The following is a 15,657-nucleotide window of genomic DNA, read 5'->3' on the forward strand; positions in this document are numbered from 1 at the left end:
TTTCTCCCTTAACGTGCGCGGCGTGGTGGCTTGTGTTCACTTAACTCTTGTTCGCTAATTTCGCCATTCCCATCGGCATCTATTTCGTCAAAAATAGTTTGCGCATCGCCTTGCGGTGGCGCACTTTCGCTAAATTCTGCAAGGCTAATCACACCGTCACCATCTGCATCTATGCTTGAAAAGTCAGGTTTAGGTGGTGGGTTATCACCGCCTCTGGCTGCAACATTGGCTGAAAAAGCCATTGATAATAATGCAGCAACGGCAAAAGTAGAAAAATGCTTCATCGTGGTCACCTTGGGTTAAATATTAATAAAGGGTATGAATATAAAGTACGCTTAAAAAACGCAAACATTGTGCAAACAATAAGGAAATAAAAATAAATCCGATTTTTATCATGTTATTTTTACCTTATTCGGTATTTCGGTTATTGTGATAACTAATTACTTAAAACCACTTTCAACACCTGTTTTGAGAGCTAACATACTAAGGACTTATTAACATACATGTTTAATCTTCCAATTTTTCTAGTTGTATCGCAGTGAAAATACCTAAACGCCTCCAGCCACTCGTTGATGATGGCCTAATTGATGAAGTGATAAGCCGCTTAATGAGCGGTAAAGAAGCGGATGTATTTGTGGTGCGCAGCGGTGGCGAAATTCGCTGTGCTAAAGTCTACAAAGATGCCGTTAAACGCAGCTTTAAAAAGGCAGCTCAGTATCAAGAAGGCCGAAAAGTAAGAGGCGGACGCCAAGCCCGCGCCATGGGTAAACGCTCTAGTTATGGGCGGCAACTAGAAGAAGAAATTTGGCAAAATGCAGAAGTAGACGCGCTTTCACGTTTATCACGCGCTGGCGTCAGAGTTCCTGATACTTATTACTGTATTGATGGCGTGTTGTTAATGGAGCTTGTGTGCGATGAAGACGGTGATGTTGCTCCACAGTTAGGGCATGTGACCCTTACACAGCAAGACGCTATTGAGCAGTACAGTATGATGGTTCATTATATTAAATTAATGCTGTGCGCTGGTATTATCCACGGTGACTTATCGGAATTTAACGTACTTGTTGATAGTAAAGGGCCTGTAATTATTGACCTTCCGCAAGCTGTAAACGCCGCAGCCAATAACAGTGCGCAAGCAATGTTTACGCGCGATGTAAACAACATACGCCGTTATTATGCGCAGTTTGCACCTAGCCTATTAAACACCCATTACGCTAAAGAAATGTGGGCACTGTTTGAAGAGGCCAGCTTAACACCAAACACTGTGCTCAGCGGAGAATTTGAAGACAGTAATGAATCTGCAGATGTAGATGCGGTACTCGATGAAATACAAGCGGCCGAATACGAAGAGTTCGACCGTTTAGAGCGTATTAAAAACGCTGACGATGAGTAAAACTGCGCTCACGTTTAGCTATTGAGGGTGAACAAACCGATAGCCCACACCGTAAACCGACTGAATAACGCTGTCGGTTTGCGTTACTTCATCAAGCTTTTTACGTAACTTTTTTATGTGGCTGTCTATAGTACGGTGGCTAACTATGCGTTGGTCTGCGTACATGGTGTCCATTAAGCTATCGCGTGAATAGATTCTGTTAGGGTTGGAATACAAGGGCTTAAATAGCTGAAATTCAAAATTAGTAAGTTCTATACTGCTATTTTTATAGTTTACACTGTAAGTACTTTCATCCAGTGTCATGGCATTATTTACCGGCTCTTTTGTGGTATTCACACGCCTTAAAATTGCTTTTACTCGCGCCACCAGCTCAGCATAACTAAACGGTTTACAAATGTAGTCATCGGCGCCTAGTTCAAGTCCGAGTAACCGGTCAATCTCCTCTACCTTTGCCGAAACCATAATAATGGGCACATTAGAGAACTTTCTTATCGCTTTGCACAGCTCTATACCGCTTTGCCCTGGCAACATAATATCTAATAAAATAACACTTGGCTTATTACTTTCAAGCCAGCTAAGTACTTCATCACCATGATGAATAAGGTGCGTTTGATAATGATGACTTGTTAAAAAGTCGCTCATTAAATTGGCAAGTTTTATTTCATCTTCAACAATGAGTATTTGCTCACTCATATTTATCCTCTACTGAACTAATAAGGGTAATTTAATAACAATGCCAAGCCCGCCAATACTGGCTTTTTCGGCTGATATTTCGCCATTATGACCTTTAACAATATGCTGACAAATAGACAAACCTAAACCAGAGCCACCCTCTTGGCGATTGCGAGAGCTGTCTACACGGTATAAATATTCAAACAAGTGCGATAAATGCGTTTGCTCAACGCCTATCCCGTTGTCCTCTATTATAAGCTCTAAATAGGCTTGGCCTTTAATATTTACGTTATTGGCACTTAAAGAAATAGTTGAGCACTGGGCATAATGCACCGCATTCATTAAGATATTATCTAGTAATTGCAGTATACGTGTTTTATCTGCGTTTACTGTGGTGTTGTTAGCACTATTAAGAAGGTAAAAATTAATAGCGTGCTGCTCAAAAATAACGTGATACTTCTGCTCTATGGAGTTAAGTAAAAAGCCTACGTCGGTAGGTTGCATGGTGTAATGCATGCCGCCTAGTTCTGCGCTGTTTAACATGTGTAGGTCGTCAATCAAGCGCTTTAAATGCAGCGCTTCATCGTTAGCAGAACTAATATTTTTATTGTTTGGTTCACGTATCCCAAGCAACATAGCTTCGAGCTCACCGAGTAAAATGCTCATGGGCGTTCTTAGTTCATGAGAAATATTAGCTAACCAGCGTTTACGTACTTGCTCATCTTTAGCGAGCGTAAAGGCCAAGGTGTTAAAATCTTCACTAAGCTGGCCCAGCTCGTCTTTTCTATCTAATAAAAGCTTTGTGCTGTACTGCCCTTTGGTTAGCTTATGCATACCACTGGCAATTTGCTTTACAGGGCCAACTAAATGCCTTGCCAGTAAAAAAGACAACAGTAAGGTAAGTAGCCCTGCGGTTAACGCAATAAGCCATAAATAGTTAGTTTGTTGCTTTAAAAAATCCAGCTCGTACCCATCTGCTAGGCTTTTTCTTTTTGAAACAGCAAGGTAAGCAATTGTTTTACCTTCAAGCTCTATGGGCGTTTTAATGTACTTTAAATCCTCAAATAATTTACCAAAAATACGCTGCTGGTTTTCATCCAGTAGTGCATAGTGCGCGGCATGCTCGGGCGGTGGGCGACGATCTCGTTGCGCCATATGCTGTGGGGGTCTGGGTCTGCGTTCACCGCGAATTTCTGGGCGCTGTGGCATATCGCGTAAACTAGGTAAAAACTGGCTTGATTGCAATTGCGATTCAACCAACCTTAAAAAGCGCTGATCGTTACCTATAATTTTATCCCACGAGGGAGTTTGCGCGTATTTATTAGCCAGCTGTACCGCTAATGGCTCTAATGCTTTTACTTCTTTGGCGTTTACAAAATCAATAATACCTTGGCCAATACTGTACTGAATAAGCACAACTAGCCCCGCAATAATGCTAAAGGTGAAGCTAAATAATATTAAAAAAAGTTTGTTATGAATTTTCATTTATTTTTTATAAACCTGACTCTAAAAGCATTTGAGCTGTTATTTATTGCGTATTTTTTTACTGCTAAAACGTATTTTTAAAAGCTCTAAGCACTTTAAAGAATAGCCTGTAATAACAATTGTATTAATTGCGTGTTCTATTATAGCGACTTATAAATAGCGCCTTTAATAACAACGTATAACGTTAACAAGTAAAAGTGCAAACAATGTGCATTATATAAAAAATTAAGCTCAAAAAAGGCGACCTAAGTCGCCTTTGTTATTAATCGTTTTTTAAATGCTTATCAAAAAAATCGAGAAACGCTTGTAACGTTTTAATTCTATGCGGCTGATAAGACAAGTAATGATCGCCATCTTCTAGCTCAATGTAAGTAACATCTTTATCTTCGTCATCTAGTTCATCTTCCATTTCTCTACTATGGTAAATAGGGACAACACTGTCGTCGCTACCATGCACAAGTAAAACAGGTTTGTTAATTGATTTAGCAAAATTGACCGGCGAATTGGCCTCTAACTTATCGCTATTTGTTCCAAACTGTTTTCGTACTATGTCTTTGTTTGTAAAGTGTCGGGCTTTACTCACAATATGCTCAAGGTCAGTTACCCCTGCAAAACTTGCCGCACATTTAAATGTTTCAGGGTGTTTAATAACAGCCATTAAGGCGGCGTATCCACCATAGCTTGCGCCACCAATACAAATTTTATCTGGCTGAGCAATCCCTTGGTCTATTAACCAGTTAGCTCCATCTTGTAAGTCATCTTGCATGGCTAAACCAAAACCTTGGATCGACTGCATTAAAAAGTCATAACCATAACCACTTGAGCCACGAAAGTTAGGCTGTAACACGGCGTAGCCATTATATGCCAGTAGCGCAGTCCAATAGTCAAAGCCTGCATAGTCTCGCGCCATAGGCCCACCATGTGGAAATATAATAGTGGGTAACTTATCGCCTTTCTCATAGCCAACAGGCAGCGTTAAGTAGCCTTCTATAATAAGCCCGTCACGTGCTTTATAGCTAATGTGTTCTTTACCGGCGTATACGCTTTCGTTAATGTGTGGGTAAACGTCTGCAAAAAATGTTAAATCACCTCGCTTTCTGTCACCTAACATATAGGCGCCTGATGTTTTATCTGAGCTGACATAAAGTACATATTTTTGCTGATCGTCGCTGGTGCTAACAATATCCATTTCAAATGAATCTTTAGGTAGTGATGCTCGTAAAGAGCGATGTAGCTTGTCTAAGTCTTCATCCCAATACGCAATACCATCTTCTAAATGCGAATGCGTAAAGCCTGCCACTTCGCCAGTTTTACGTGAGTAAAAAATATCGCCATCTACATCATACTTGTCGTCGCTAAAAATGAGCTCACGTTTGTTAGTTGTTAGATTAAGCTTAAATAATGCATCACGCCCTTCATGGAGCGCAGTGATGTATAAAAAGTTAGGATCTTTATCAAAGCCAAGTATCGAAATGCTTTGCTCACTAAATACTTCGTAGCTAAATAGTGTTTGCCACGACTCATTTTGCTCATTGTACAGCTCGTAAGTAAATTGTGTTTCATCCATTTTTTTAGCAATACGAACCTTGCCTTGTCTATCAGCAAACCAACTGGTTACATCTGCACGAGCACGTTGTATTTGTTTTTTGCGTAAGGTAGTTAGGTCAAGTTCATACACAGCAGGGGTATTGGCTATTTTAAAATCGCCCTGAACGAGTATTTTATTTTCTTGCTCCGGTAAAAAGCTAATAATTCGGTCAGAAAACTGAGGCTGCTTTTCATCACGCGTGTTGTTTGCTCTAAAAGCCAGTTTTATTCCTTTATCATCACTAAGATTATACGAATACATTAATGTAGACGCATACTTAACCCCACCAAATTGATATTTAATGTATCGTGCGCCCAATAACAACACATCATTACTTGCCCAACTAAACCAGTCAAAAAATACAGTGTGGTTATCCGATTTAATAATCGGCTTGCCCTTGCCTGTTGTAAGGCTTTGCACCATTAAAACTAAATCGCCATCAAGGTTTCTAACATACGCAATGTTATTTCCATCTGGTGAGAGCTTAACTTGGCTTATGCTTTTTAAGCCTGCAAACGCTTCTATGGGTAGCTTTTTATCAGAGGCTGATAGGCAGCTAAAACTAAGTAGGGCAAATACTAAAGTGAGGTAAAGTTTAGACATTCAATATCCATTTGTTTTTATAAGTAACGCTTAATGAGTTAACAGTAAGTGTATAAAGTTAATCTGTTATTTTACAATTGTGGCCGCTTTAGTACAAATTTATCTTTAGTAGAGCTAAAGTAGTCTCCACCCATTTTACCTACGCTGTTTAATCGCGTGGGATCTATATAGCCATTCACTAACACGTTATCGTCAATATAAATTCCCACCACGTTGAGTAGCATAACCTTGCCGCCACCGGGTTCGTCGCTTATCTGAATAACGTCTCTTAAGGTGCACTCGTATCTTACTTTAGCCGCTGCGGCGCCTGGGGATGTTACGTGTGTACTGGCGATTGTTTCAATATTTGCCGCCTCAAATTCACTCACATTATGTGGATAATTAGCGCAGCTTTGATTCATTTTTTCTACTAGCTCTTCACTAACAATATTAACCACGCAGTTGTTAGTGGCTTGAAGGTTTAAAAGCGTGTCTTTATTGGCTTTGTCGCGTGGGTTTACTTGGGTCACGCTCAGCACTGGCGGGTTACAGCTGGCCACTGTAAAAAAAGAGTACGGGGCAATATTAGCAACCCCCTCCTTACTAAGTGTGCTTACCCAAGCAATAGGACGCGGGCTAATACCCCCCACTAAATACGAGTAAACATTGTGCTGCGTGTTTTGCGTTAAATCTAAAAACATAATTTTCCTTTATACGTCGTACTGCAAATCGTAAAAGCGCTGTATTGCGTACAGTATTTCATAACTGCAGCCACTTTTTTAAATATGCGCGAAAAAATAAACATAGTGTGGTTTAAACGCGATTTACGCCTTAGCGACCATCAACCACTTAAAAATGCATTTAGTGATGATTTACCCACGTTACTGCTATACAACTTTGAGCCACTAATGCTTGAGGATGCACATTATAATGCGCGCCATTGGCGTTTTGTTTATCAATCAATAGGCGAAATAAATCAGCAGCTAACTCGCTACAAAGCAACGCTGTATATTTTTAACCAAGACATGCTGACACTGTTAAACACGCTTAATCAAACATACCAAATAGCAAACATATTTAGCCATCAAGAAATTGGCTTAAACAATACCTTTGAACGCGATAAAGCCGTGGCTATATGGTGTAAAGCTAACAAAGTTAACTGGTTTGAGTCACAAACGGGCGCCGTTATTCGTGGCAAAAAAAACCGTAAAGATTGGAACGCACGCTGGCAACAAACAATGCAGGCCCCTATTGCTATTCCTAATTGGAAAAACATAAAAACCATTACACTTAATAACTACCAACCCCCTAAATTACCCGACAGCTACACGCAAAATGATGACAACTTTCAAGTAGGTGGGCCTTTAACTGCGCACACAATATTGCAAAGCTTTTTTGCTGAGCGCGGTAAGGGATATCAAAAAGGCATATCTAGCCCCAGCTTAAGCCGTATTCATTGCTCTAGGCTTTCTCCTTATTTAGCGTGGGGTAATATTAGCCTTAAACAGGTGTACCAAATGGCTATTGATGCATACCATGCAAAACACCCAAGCAAAAAAGGATGGAAGCGCCCGCTTGCTGCATTTGTATCGCGTTTGCATTGGCACTGCCATTTTATGCAAAAGTTTGAAAGTGAGAGTACGATGGAATTTAAAGCGCTCAATGCGGGGTATCATCAGTTCCCATATAGAAACGATGACAACGTACAACACGATATTGAGCGCTGGGCACAAGGCCAAACGGGTATACCTATTATTGATGCCTGTATGCGCTGCTTAAAAACCACGGGCTATATTAATTTTAGAATGCGCGCTATGTTGGTTAGCTTTGTAACGCATCATTTAAATATAAGCTGGCAGCAGGCAAGCTTACCTTTGGCAAATTACTTTTTAGACTTTGAACCTGGCATTCATTACCCACAAATACAAATGCAGGCCTCAGTTACGGGTATTAACACCATTAGGCATTACAACCCAATTAAGCAATCTGAAGATCAAGACCCAACCGGCGCCTTTATTAAAAAATGGTGCCCCGAACTTGAAAAGCTGCCGATAGAATATTTACACGAGCCTTGGCAGCAAACACCAATGGAAGCGCTGTTTAACGACTTTAAACTTGGTGAAGACTACCCCGAGCCCATGCTTGATTTAACTCAAGCCTCCAAACAAGCGCGCGAACGTTTATGGCAATACCGCGAGCGCGCCGATGTTAAATGTGCAATTCCTAACATATTAAAAAAGCATGTAGGGCTTACTCGTACACAAAAAAACACCGCAAAAAGTAATTAATATGGCACATAAAAAAAGTTACTTACCACAAAAAATGTGCCCTGTTTGCAACAAGCCTTTTGCGTGGCGTAAAAAGTGGCAGCGCGATTGGGATAACGTTATTTACTGCTCAGAGCGCTGTAAACGTAATAAAAATTAAAAGGTATTAATCCTTTATGCTATGCGTGAGCTGGCGCCTATTTTGCAATGGTATGAATAACTCGGCTTTTAAGGCTGTATTTAGGTGTTTTATGTAAATAGCACTTACTCAGCCTGAAAAGCTTACATGCAACGCAAGGAGAAGATGATGACGATTAAAAAAACGGCAAACTCAACCTGGTCAGGCGATATTAAAACAGGTAAAGGCAGTATTTCTACACAAAGCGGCGCACTTGATAAACAACCATTTGGTTTTAATACTCGCTTTGAAGACGAGCCTGGTTCTAACCCAGAAGAATTAGTGGGAGCTGCGCACAGTGCCTGCTTTAGTATGGCGCTTTCGCTTGCTCTTGGCGATGCCGGTTTTAAAGCCGATAAAATTGATACTAAAGCCACCGTAAGCCTTGATGAGGTTGATGACGGCTTTGCAGTCACCCATATAGCGCTTGAAGTAAAAGCACGTATTAGTGACATAGCCAATGAGCAATTTCAGGCACTGTGTGAGCAAACTAAAAAAGGCTGCCCTATTTCAAAGCTACTTAATACCGAAATCTCCCTAAAAGCAACGCTCGACTCAACCGCATAAAACGTAATTTTTAAACCTTACGGTTTTTCGCGTTAAGCCAGGTAACCTGTTACTTGGCTTAACACTCATCCCTAACCCTTTTTGAGTTATTTGAGTTTAACAACTCATTTAGCAATGCAATGCCCATCCCTAAAGCAGGCCATACTACCCATAAATTATTTGGCGATGTAATTAAGTTTATCGCGGTTAAAAATACCAAAGCCACAAAGTAACGTTTTAAATTATCAAAAAATGTTGGTGTATTCATGTTTGCTCTCCTCTTAAAATGTAAGGTTATTATTGCCTTAATTTTTAAGCTTTGGAGGTGTTATTTGTCATTAGTTAATATGACATTAGTCATCAATTTATAGCAGCCCCTTCAAGCGCATCTCTACAAATACTTATACAAACATACAGTTACTTACAATTAATTAAATGTATTTTAAAGAGTATTTAATATAATACCTTTTCTAGATACACCTATTTAATTATAAGAAAGGATACTTATGCGCTACTTAATACCACTCTCTTTGCTTGCACTTAGCTGTACAGCATCAGTAAATGCTGAACAATCAGCGTCAAAGCAATGGTTTAATACAATTAACTACGCAAAAATTGATTCTCGCTATTACAGCGATAATGTGTACGGATTATCTACGCATTATTACTTTGAAGAGCAACAAAGCTCGGGAGTATGGGATGATTATGGCTACCTAGATACAGATAGTAATATAGGCTTAAATTACTTTAATTCAGATGGTTATAGTGGAAAAGGGATTTTTGGAGAAGGCTTTTACGGTAATGCTTTTGCAACCATAGAGTTGCCTAATATTGGCGATACTGATACCTATTCACTTGGCATAGGTTACTTATTTGCTGATTCGTTAAAAGTATCTGCACGTATGGTAGATTACGAATATGGTGACACAGTTTATTTGTTTAAAGCGCAATATAATCACCAAATTAATGACACCGACTACATTGGTTTTACTGTTGAGACGGATGATGAAATAGAGTCGTGGGACTTATCATCACGTTACTTTGCTCACCTTTACGATGAACGCTACTTTACTATAAATGCTGACTATCTCGATGCTGGCGATGATTCAATTTTTAATGTGTTGGCAAATTATTACTTTAATAAGCATGTTGCAGTTGGCGTTGGTTTATACGACTCAGATTTAGTTGTTGAAGGTAAATACTTTATTAACGATAACTACTATTTTACAGCTAATTACACCGATAACGATGACTACGATATATACAATCTCAGTTTTGTAGCTCAGTTTTAGTAAATACAAAAAAGCCGCCTTGCTGGAGTCACTTCAGCTAAATAAGGCGGCTTTTATATTAAAACAGCTATAACTTACATATTACCTAGCTCTATCATCATTGCGGTATACATACGTAAATTAAGCGCTAATTGCTCAAGCGTAATAAATTCATGCTCTGAGTGGCCGGTATAACGCTTGCCTGGCATTGAAGGGCCAAACGATACTGCATTATCAAATAATTTTGCGTTAGTGCCTCCGCCTATTGATACAAAGTCAGCTTGTTCGTCACCTGTAAAATGTTTAAAAATATCGAGCAGCTTTTGTGCGTGCGGCGCGCTATCTAACAGCATGGGTGTACCAATAATGGTCTCGACTTTAGTAAGCGTTACGTTATTTGCAGTTTCCCATTCCTTAATCGCACTATTTATTTGCGCTTTAAGTAGGTTTTCATCTTTACCAACTGGGCGGCGCGCGTTAATGGCTAACGTTAGTGCGTTACCATCGCGTTCAATTACGGTAGGGGCTACGCTCATTGGACCCATGAATTCATGCTTGTAGGCAATATTACCAAATTGCTTACCATGAATATCTAAGCCAATTAATTGATTTACAAATTTTATAAGCTGGCCATCGCTATTATTTTCAAGTGCGACGTCTTTAAATAGCTCGCTCAGGTGTGCAATAGCATTAACGCCCGACTCTGGCTCTGATGAGTGCGCAGACACCCCTTTTACAGTTATTTTTAAGCCTTCACCTTGCTCTTCAAAGTTAAACTCAACTTCACTAAGTGTTTTAGCTTTAGCTTTTAATGAGTTAATAACTACAACGCTTGCGTTATGTAGCACTAAGCTTGCATCTTCTGGTATTTGGCTTTTAAACGCGCCACCCGCTAAATCACTCACATACATACCGGTTTGTTTTGAGGTAGCATTAAAAGTAGGAGCAATTAAGCTCCAGCCTTTCTCGGCTACTACAACTGGGTATGATGCATCAATGGTTACGGCGTATTTTGGCTGCTCGTAGGTTTTCATAAATTCTGTAAGCGGGCCCCAGTCAGATTCCTCGGCTAGGTAAATCATCAGCTCTATGCGGTTATTAAGCTCTATGCCTTTATCTTTAATCGCTTTCATGGCGTATAGTGCGGTGGCTATTGCGCCTTTGTCGTCTTCTGTGCCGCGCCCGACTAATTTGCCAGGCTCTGAGGTATCAATAATAAATGGGCTTTGTTTCCATTTACTGGCATTGGCAGGTTGTACGTCTCCGTGGGTTACAACGGTAACCTTTTCGTTTTGATCTCCCATGCCTATAAGCACGGTGTAGCCTAGGTCTTGGTAATCAAACCCAAGCTCTGCAGCTTTCATTTTTAATACAGATTTAAAATTAATAAAGTCAGGATTTTGTGGCGCGGGTATCGACTCTTTATTTACCGTAGGAAAAGCCACTAAATTAGTTAACGTGTGAATTTGTGATTGTTGATAAGTATTAACAGCGTAATCGGCAACACTATCAATATTTGTATGTAATTGTGCATGTGCGCTAAAAGCAAATAAAGCACTGCAAAGCAAAGCTAACTTTTTCAAAACGTATCCTTTTGTATGAATCATTACTACCAATGCGCAATAATAAATCGCTTAAATAATTAAATTGGTATTAAAGCTAAATTATACCGCCAAGCAATAGTATTAAATAGACCTTTGCGGCAGGGTTACAACAATCGCGCTTTAAATTTAGATAGCGGCTTACATTGCATTGGTTGTATAATGCGCGACCTTAATTAATCAGAGTATTAGTACTAATGAACCGCCGCAAAAAAATTGTCACCAAATTTCAGAAAAAAGATAAACGTGCTAATGCTAAATTGCATAAAAGTAATAAACCGGCGTATGTATCAAAAGCAGAGCGTGAAAAACTAGCTTTAGAGGCGCAGCAAACAACCAACGCCGAGCAAGTTACGCCAACATCTGATTAAACTAAAGCGCCAAGCAACCTATTCTCAACGCTTTATATGGGTTTAAAATGCGTAACTGGCACTTATATTAAATGAGCGCCCTTGCCCAGCTAATTGAGTAAACCCCGTGCTGCTACCTTGCTTAAGCGCTGCAATACTTACCCCGCCTAGGGGTAATTGATAAAACGTATCAAATAAGTTTACCACCTCAATACCCAGCGTAAGCGCATCAAAAGTAGCTTTAGAGCTTATATTAACTAAGCTGTAACTAACGGTTTGGTTTTCTAAGCGGTTAACATCAACGCGTGATTTTGTATCCACCCAGTGCCACAACAGTGCATTTTCAAATACCCCTATTTGCTGGCTTAATGAGAGCGCTGTATGTAACGGCTTAATTTGATAAAGCGGTTGGTTAGTGTCGCGGCGCTTACCACGAGTGCTCGTTATGTTTGCTTTTAATTGCCATTCGCCAAACTGTGTTGATTGATAAAGTGACTTACTTATATCAAGCTTTGCGCCATAAAGTGTGGCGTCAACATTAGTAAAGTTTAAAATGTTACGTGTTGTATTTGCTAAACCATAACTATTAAAACTACGTACAATATCTGCATCAATGTAGTCCGTTACATCGGTGTACCACACATTAGCACTTACCCGCCACGCATCATTTTTTGCTGTTTTTGAATACGTTGCACTGATGGTATGGGCGGTTTCGGCTTTGAGGTTTGGGTTACCAATATAACCATTAGCGTCGCCGTACCAGCCAATCATAGTGCTTGCCATATTACTTACACCCCAACTGTAACGCTCATATAAATTAGGGGCTCGGCTTTTACGGGCAAGGCCTAATTGCAGCTCGTCATATAGTGTAACTTGGTAATTAGCTAACACATTTACATCAACTAAGGTGTCGGTTATGTCTCTATCGGCATTGTTAAAGTTATTGGCAGCTAGCGCATTATTGGCAGTTGTCATTGCGCTCATACTGCCCATATTCATCATGCCATCGTTATAGGCTTGTACTTCATCAACCTGTGTATTAACACGCTCAACCCTTAAACCCGTATTTAACCAGAGCTTGTTATTGATTTGGCTTTCATATTCTACAAATAAGGCAATACGCTCACGCTTACCGCTATTAATATTTATATAATCATTTGGCCCCATCATAGTTGAGCCTTCAATCGCCGGCCACCAATCATCAATGCGGTAATTATAATATTCTTGTCCAAGTAGTAATGAGCTATTTTGATCAAGTGTAAGGCGCCATTTAAGCTGTGTGCTTATGTCTTTTGCATCTGTTTTCATGGGCATCATGCCGGTTTTTTCTTTACTAAAAAAACCCATTTCGTGTTTAACGCTGTGCCAATTAACTTGCCCTTCTAGCTCGCTGTTTTCAAAACTGCGCTTATATTGGGCAATAGCGCCATAACTGGTGTTATCAGTCATATCCATGTACTGGTTAGCAAAACCCTGATACGGTATTTTTTGATGCGTAAGCTTTATCACAACTTGCTGTTTATCGTCACGTATCGCGCCAGTTAGGCTGTGGTTTTGAGCCCGATATAATGTATCTAGTACCACATTCCCCTTTCCATCTTCGTAGCTGTTGGCATCACTAAACGACCCTTGGTAATTAAGGCTCACAGTATCGCTTGCTAAACGTGCTCCCACACCTAGTTTTTGGCCGTTATCAACACTGCTGTACTTAGCTGAGACATAGCCTGAATGCCATGCAAGCTCACTATTTTCGCTGTATTGTGGTGAAATTGAGTTAACGCTTATTACACCTGCAATATTATCGCCACCAGCACTCACTGGCGAAACACCAGCAACTACATTGTAAGCCGTTACTTGATTAGCTGATACGTAAGAAAGAGGCGGGTTCATCTGATTAGCGCACGCTGCAGTAACCTCTGCGCCATCAATCAGTACTTTTACTCTATCGCCCATTAAACCATTTAAAATAGGTAAGTTAGACACCCCGCCCGCAGCCGAAAAATCAACACCTAAATAACTAAGTATTGCCTCTGACGAACCAAGCGATAAGTGCTTGTTGTGTACCTGCCCATGCACTTCAATAATTTCTAAAGTGTTATCATCTGCAAATACTGCAGGAGAAAAAAGGCCAGTTAATAAAAGTGCTAAAGGAGAGAATAAATAAGTGTGTTGGATGTGTTGAATATGAGCCATTTATAATTTATGCCACTGTTATATATGGCATAAATTATATAATGTAGTTACAAGTTTAGAGCGCGACAAAATGTCGCACTTTGAGAACTTACTGCCACTTAACTCGCGTTAAGCTTAGACACTGTTGCAGAAACAGCATCTGCGCCGCGTTCTATTTCTTGAATTACTTCTGAGACTTTCGCTATTAGCTCTCGGCCTTGCTCTGACGAATCAGAGACGGAGGTGATTTGTTTTGAAATATCGTTAGTCAGCTCTTGGTTGTTTTTAACTACGGTTGCAATTTCGTTGGTTGAACTGCTGGTGCTTGCTGCAAGCTGCCTAACTTCATCGGCTACCACGGCGAAGCCGCGCCCGTACTCGCCCGCTCGGGCGGCTTCAATGGCTGCATTTAACGCCAATAAATTAGTTTGATCGGCAATACTGCTTATGGTCGACACAATAGAGCCGATAACTGCTGACTGCTCATTCAGGTTTTTAATTAAATCAACCGATTTAAGTACTTGGCTTACAATTGCATCTGAGTTTGCAATTGCATCATGTAATATATCTGAGCCCCTTTTAGCCGTTTGCGCACTCGACACCGCCGATTCATACGCAATTTGTGCGGCCTCACTAACGGCTTCGTTGTCTTTTATGCGATCGGTAATATTAGAGGCAAACTTCACTATTTTTATCACTTTGCCTTTATTATCTAAAATGGGGTTATAAGTTGCCTCCAGCCATATTTGCGAGCCATCAGAGGTTATGCGTTTAAACTTACCCGACTTAAATTGTCCATCGCTTAGCTCTTCCCAAAACCGAGGGTTATTTTGATAAAAAGAATCAGTACAAAACATTTTGTGATGCTTGCCAACTATTTCTGCAAGTGAATAACCCACCGTAGATAAAAAGTTTTGATTTGCTTTAATTATAGTGCCATCGGGGTTAAATTCTATTGTAGCCAGCGCCTTATCAAGCGCTTCGGTGAGCGCTTCTTGAGATTTTCGCTGTACATAATTTTTTGTAATATCCGACGCTATTTTAATAACCTTAGTAACCACCCCGTTTACTTCAACAGGAAAATAAGTAGCCTCTAGCCATAGCTTTTCGCCATTAGCGTTAAATCGCATAAAGGTACCGCTTGTTGAGTTTGCCCCTTGCAGTGCTTGCCAAAATTGGCTGTACTCACTCGACTTAGCGTAGTCTGAATCGCAAAAAATCCGGTGGTGCTTGCCTATTACCTCTTCTCTTTTGTAGCCTACGGTATCTAAAAAAAGCTCATTAGCGTCTAAAATTTTTCCCTCGGGTGTAAATTCAATATACGCTACATGGTTATAAATAGCGGATAGTACTGATTTACTTTCATTGAGTTGACGTTCCAATTCGTCAACTTTGGCGTTATCTTTTCGTAGACCAAACATGTGTTAAACCTTTAGGGAATAATAATAGGATGACAATAACAAACAAATATAAAAATAATATGTAAGCTAGCAATAAATGTAATAACTTTGTAAATATAGGTGTTTTTTAGTTTTTCTGCGAGCAATTAAAC

The 15,657-nt window shown here is 40.0% G+C and carries 15 protein-coding genes and 1 pseudogene; 6 read left to right on the forward strand and 10 right to left on the reverse strand.

From position 1 onward, the window contains the following. Positions 1 to 8 precede the first annotated feature (8 nt). Positions 9 to 284, reverse strand: coding sequence for an EF-hand domain-containing protein (locus tag CWC04_RS11785; RefSeq protein WP_004587403.1), 276 nt, complete (start codon positions 282 to 284; stop codon positions 9 to 11). Between the two features lie 254 nt (positions 285 to 538). Between CWC04_RS11785 and CWC04_RS11790 the strand changes: the two genes are divergently transcribed. Further along, positions 539 to 1,393: a PA4780 family RIO1-like protein kinase gene (locus CWC04_RS11790; RefSeq protein WP_024034251.1), complete on the forward strand. Its 855-nt coding sequence runs from the start codon at positions 539 to 541 to the stop codon at positions 1,391 to 1,393. 18 nt (positions 1,394 to 1,411) lie between these two features. Here CWC04_RS11790 and CWC04_RS11795 read toward each other — a convergent pair whose 3' ends face one another. The 4 genes from CWC04_RS11795 to CWC04_RS11810 form a co-directional block, all read right to left on the reverse strand. Beyond that, entirely contained in the window at positions 1,412 to 2,086 is a 675-nt protein-coding gene (locus CWC04_RS11795; protein WP_029773415.1) for a response regulator, read from the reverse strand. Between the two features lie 9 nt (positions 2,087 to 2,095). Next, the gene (locus tag CWC04_RS11800) at positions 2,096 to 3,550 is read right to left on the reverse strand and encodes an ATP-binding protein (protein WP_004587406.1); all 1,455 of its coding nucleotides are present in this window, start codon (positions 3,548 to 3,550) and stop codon (positions 2,096 to 2,098) included. A 262-nt stretch (positions 3,551 to 3,812) separates the two neighbouring features. Continuing rightward, entirely contained in the window at positions 3,813 to 5,741 is a 1,929-nt protein-coding gene (locus CWC04_RS11805; protein WP_138685510.1) for a S9 family peptidase, read from the reverse strand. Between the two features lie 71 nt (positions 5,742 to 5,812). Next, positions 5,813 to 6,421 (reverse strand): flavin reductase family protein, encoded by a 609-nt coding sequence (locus CWC04_RS11810; RefSeq protein WP_138685511.1) that lies wholly within the window; start codon positions 6,419 to 6,421, stop codon positions 5,813 to 5,815. Positions 6,422 to 6,505: 84 nt separating this feature from the next. Between CWC04_RS11810 and CWC04_RS11815 the strand changes: the two genes are divergently transcribed. From CWC04_RS11815 to CWC04_RS11825, 3 genes are all read left to right on the forward strand, one after another. Further along, positions 6,506 to 8,008: a cryptochrome/deoxyribodipyrimidine photo-lyase family protein gene (locus CWC04_RS11815; protein ID WP_138685512.1), complete on the forward strand. Its 1,503-nt coding sequence runs from the start codon at positions 6,506 to 6,508 to the stop codon at positions 8,006 to 8,008. Position 8,009: 1 nt separating this feature from the next. After that, positions 8,010 to 8,147, forward strand: coding sequence for a DUF2256 domain-containing protein (locus tag CWC04_RS11820; protein ID WP_138685513.1), 138 nt, complete (start codon positions 8,010 to 8,012; stop codon positions 8,145 to 8,147). Positions 8,148 to 8,294: 147 nt separating this feature from the next. Then, positions 8,295 to 8,732, forward strand: a complete 438-nt coding sequence (locus CWC04_RS11825; protein WP_138685525.1) for an OsmC family protein — start codon at positions 8,295 to 8,297, stop codon at positions 8,730 to 8,732. Positions 8,733 to 8,790: 58 nt separating this feature from the next. Here CWC04_RS11825 and CWC04_RS11830 read toward each other — a convergent pair whose 3' ends face one another. After that, complete coding sequence (locus CWC04_RS11830; RefSeq protein WP_138685514.1) at positions 8,791 to 8,979, reverse strand: 2TM domain-containing protein; 189 nt, start codon at positions 8,977 to 8,979, stop codon at positions 8,791 to 8,793. Between the two features lie 238 nt (positions 8,980 to 9,217). Between CWC04_RS11830 and CWC04_RS11835 the strand changes: the two genes are divergently transcribed. Further along, positions 9,218 to 10,003, forward strand: coding sequence for a putative porin (locus CWC04_RS11835; protein ID WP_138685515.1), 786 nt, complete (start codon positions 9,218 to 9,220; stop codon positions 10,001 to 10,003). Positions 10,004 to 10,077: 74 nt separating this feature from the next. On the opposite strand, the gene CWC04_RS11840 is transcribed toward CWC04_RS11835, so the two are convergent. Next, the gene (locus tag CWC04_RS11840) at positions 10,078 to 11,565 is read right to left on the reverse strand and encodes a dipeptidase (protein WP_138685516.1); all 1,488 of its coding nucleotides are present in this window, start codon (positions 11,563 to 11,565) and stop codon (positions 10,078 to 10,080) included. A gap of 215 nt (positions 11,566 to 11,780) precedes the next feature. On the opposite strand from CWC04_RS11840, the gene CWC04_RS11845 reads away from it, so the two are divergent. Then, positions 11,781 to 11,954 carry a DUF2986 domain-containing protein gene (locus tag CWC04_RS11845; protein WP_004587415.1) on the forward strand — a complete coding sequence of 58 codons (174 nt, stop codon included), beginning with the start codon at positions 11,781 to 11,783 and terminating at the stop codon, positions 11,952 to 11,954. A 42-nt stretch (positions 11,955 to 11,996) separates the two neighbouring features. Here CWC04_RS11845 and CWC04_RS11850 read toward each other — a convergent pair whose 3' ends face one another. The 3 genes and pseudogenes from CWC04_RS11850 to CWC04_RS20080 form a co-directional block, all read right to left on the reverse strand. Then, complete coding sequence (locus CWC04_RS11850; protein WP_138685517.1) at positions 11,997 to 14,126, reverse strand: TonB-dependent receptor plug domain-containing protein; 2,130 nt, start codon at positions 14,124 to 14,126, stop codon at positions 11,997 to 11,999. A 98-nt stretch (positions 14,127 to 14,224) separates the two neighbouring features. Next, on the reverse strand, positions 14,225 to 14,707 hold the full coding sequence (locus tag CWC04_RS20075; protein ID WP_232510987.1) for a methyl-accepting chemotaxis protein: 483 nt from the start codon (positions 14,705 to 14,707) through the stop codon (positions 14,225 to 14,227). A 48-nt stretch (positions 14,708 to 14,755) separates the two neighbouring features. Beyond that, a pseudogene (locus tag CWC04_RS20080) lies at positions 14,756 to 15,526 on the reverse strand (PAS domain-containing protein); the annotation flags it as partial. Between the last annotated feature and the right edge of the window lie 131 nt (positions 15,527 to 15,657).

The organism is Pseudoalteromonas sp. S2893 (genome assembly GCF_005887105.1).
GTDB classification, from domain to species: domain Bacteria; phylum Pseudomonadota; class Gammaproteobacteria; order Enterobacterales; family Alteromonadaceae; genus Pseudoalteromonas; species Pseudoalteromonas atlantica.

What these genes read in the sequence shown, in the direction of transcription:
- CWC04_RS11785 (WP_004587403.1), bottom strand. Translation starts at nt 284, where the DNA reads ATGAAGCATTTTTCTACTTTTGCCGTTGCTGCATTATTATCAATGGCT.
- CWC04_RS11795 (WP_029773415.1), bottom strand. Translation starts at nt 2,086, where the DNA reads ATGAGTGAGCAAATACTCATTGTTGAAGATGAAATAAAACTTGCCAAT.
- CWC04_RS11800 (WP_004587406.1), bottom strand. Translation starts at nt 3,550, where the DNA reads ATGAAAATTCATAACAAACTTTTTTTAATATTATTTAGCTTCACCTTT.
- CWC04_RS11805 (WP_138685510.1), bottom strand. Translation starts at nt 5,741, where the DNA reads ATGTCTAAACTTTACCTCACTTTAGTATTTGCCCTACTTAGTTTTAGC.
- CWC04_RS11810 (WP_138685511.1), bottom strand. Translation starts at nt 6,421, where the DNA reads ATGTTTTTAGATTTAACGCAAAACACGCAGCACAATGTTTACTCGTAT.
- CWC04_RS11815 (WP_138685512.1), top strand. Translation starts at nt 6,506, where the DNA reads ATGCGCGAAAAAATAAACATAGTGTGGTTTAAACGCGATTTACGCCTT.
- CWC04_RS11820 (WP_138685513.1), top strand. Translation starts at nt 8,010, where the DNA reads ATGGCACATAAAAAAAGTTACTTACCACAAAAAATGTGCCCTGTTTGC.
- CWC04_RS11825 (WP_138685525.1), top strand. Translation starts at nt 8,295, where the DNA reads ATGACGATTAAAAAAACGGCAAACTCAACCTGGTCAGGCGATATTAAA.
- CWC04_RS11830 (WP_138685514.1), bottom strand. Translation starts at nt 8,979, where the DNA reads ATGAATACACCAACATTTTTTGATAATTTAAAACGTTACTTTGTGGCT.
- CWC04_RS11835 (WP_138685515.1), top strand. Translation starts at nt 9,218, where the DNA reads ATGCGCTACTTAATACCACTCTCTTTGCTTGCACTTAGCTGTACAGCA.
- CWC04_RS11845 (WP_004587415.1), top strand. Translation starts at nt 11,781, where the DNA reads ATGAACCGCCGCAAAAAAATTGTCACCAAATTTCAGAAAAAAGATAAA.
- CWC04_RS11850 (WP_138685517.1), bottom strand. Translation starts at nt 14,126, where the DNA reads ATGGCTCATATTCAACACATCCAACACACTTATTTATTCTCTCCTTTA.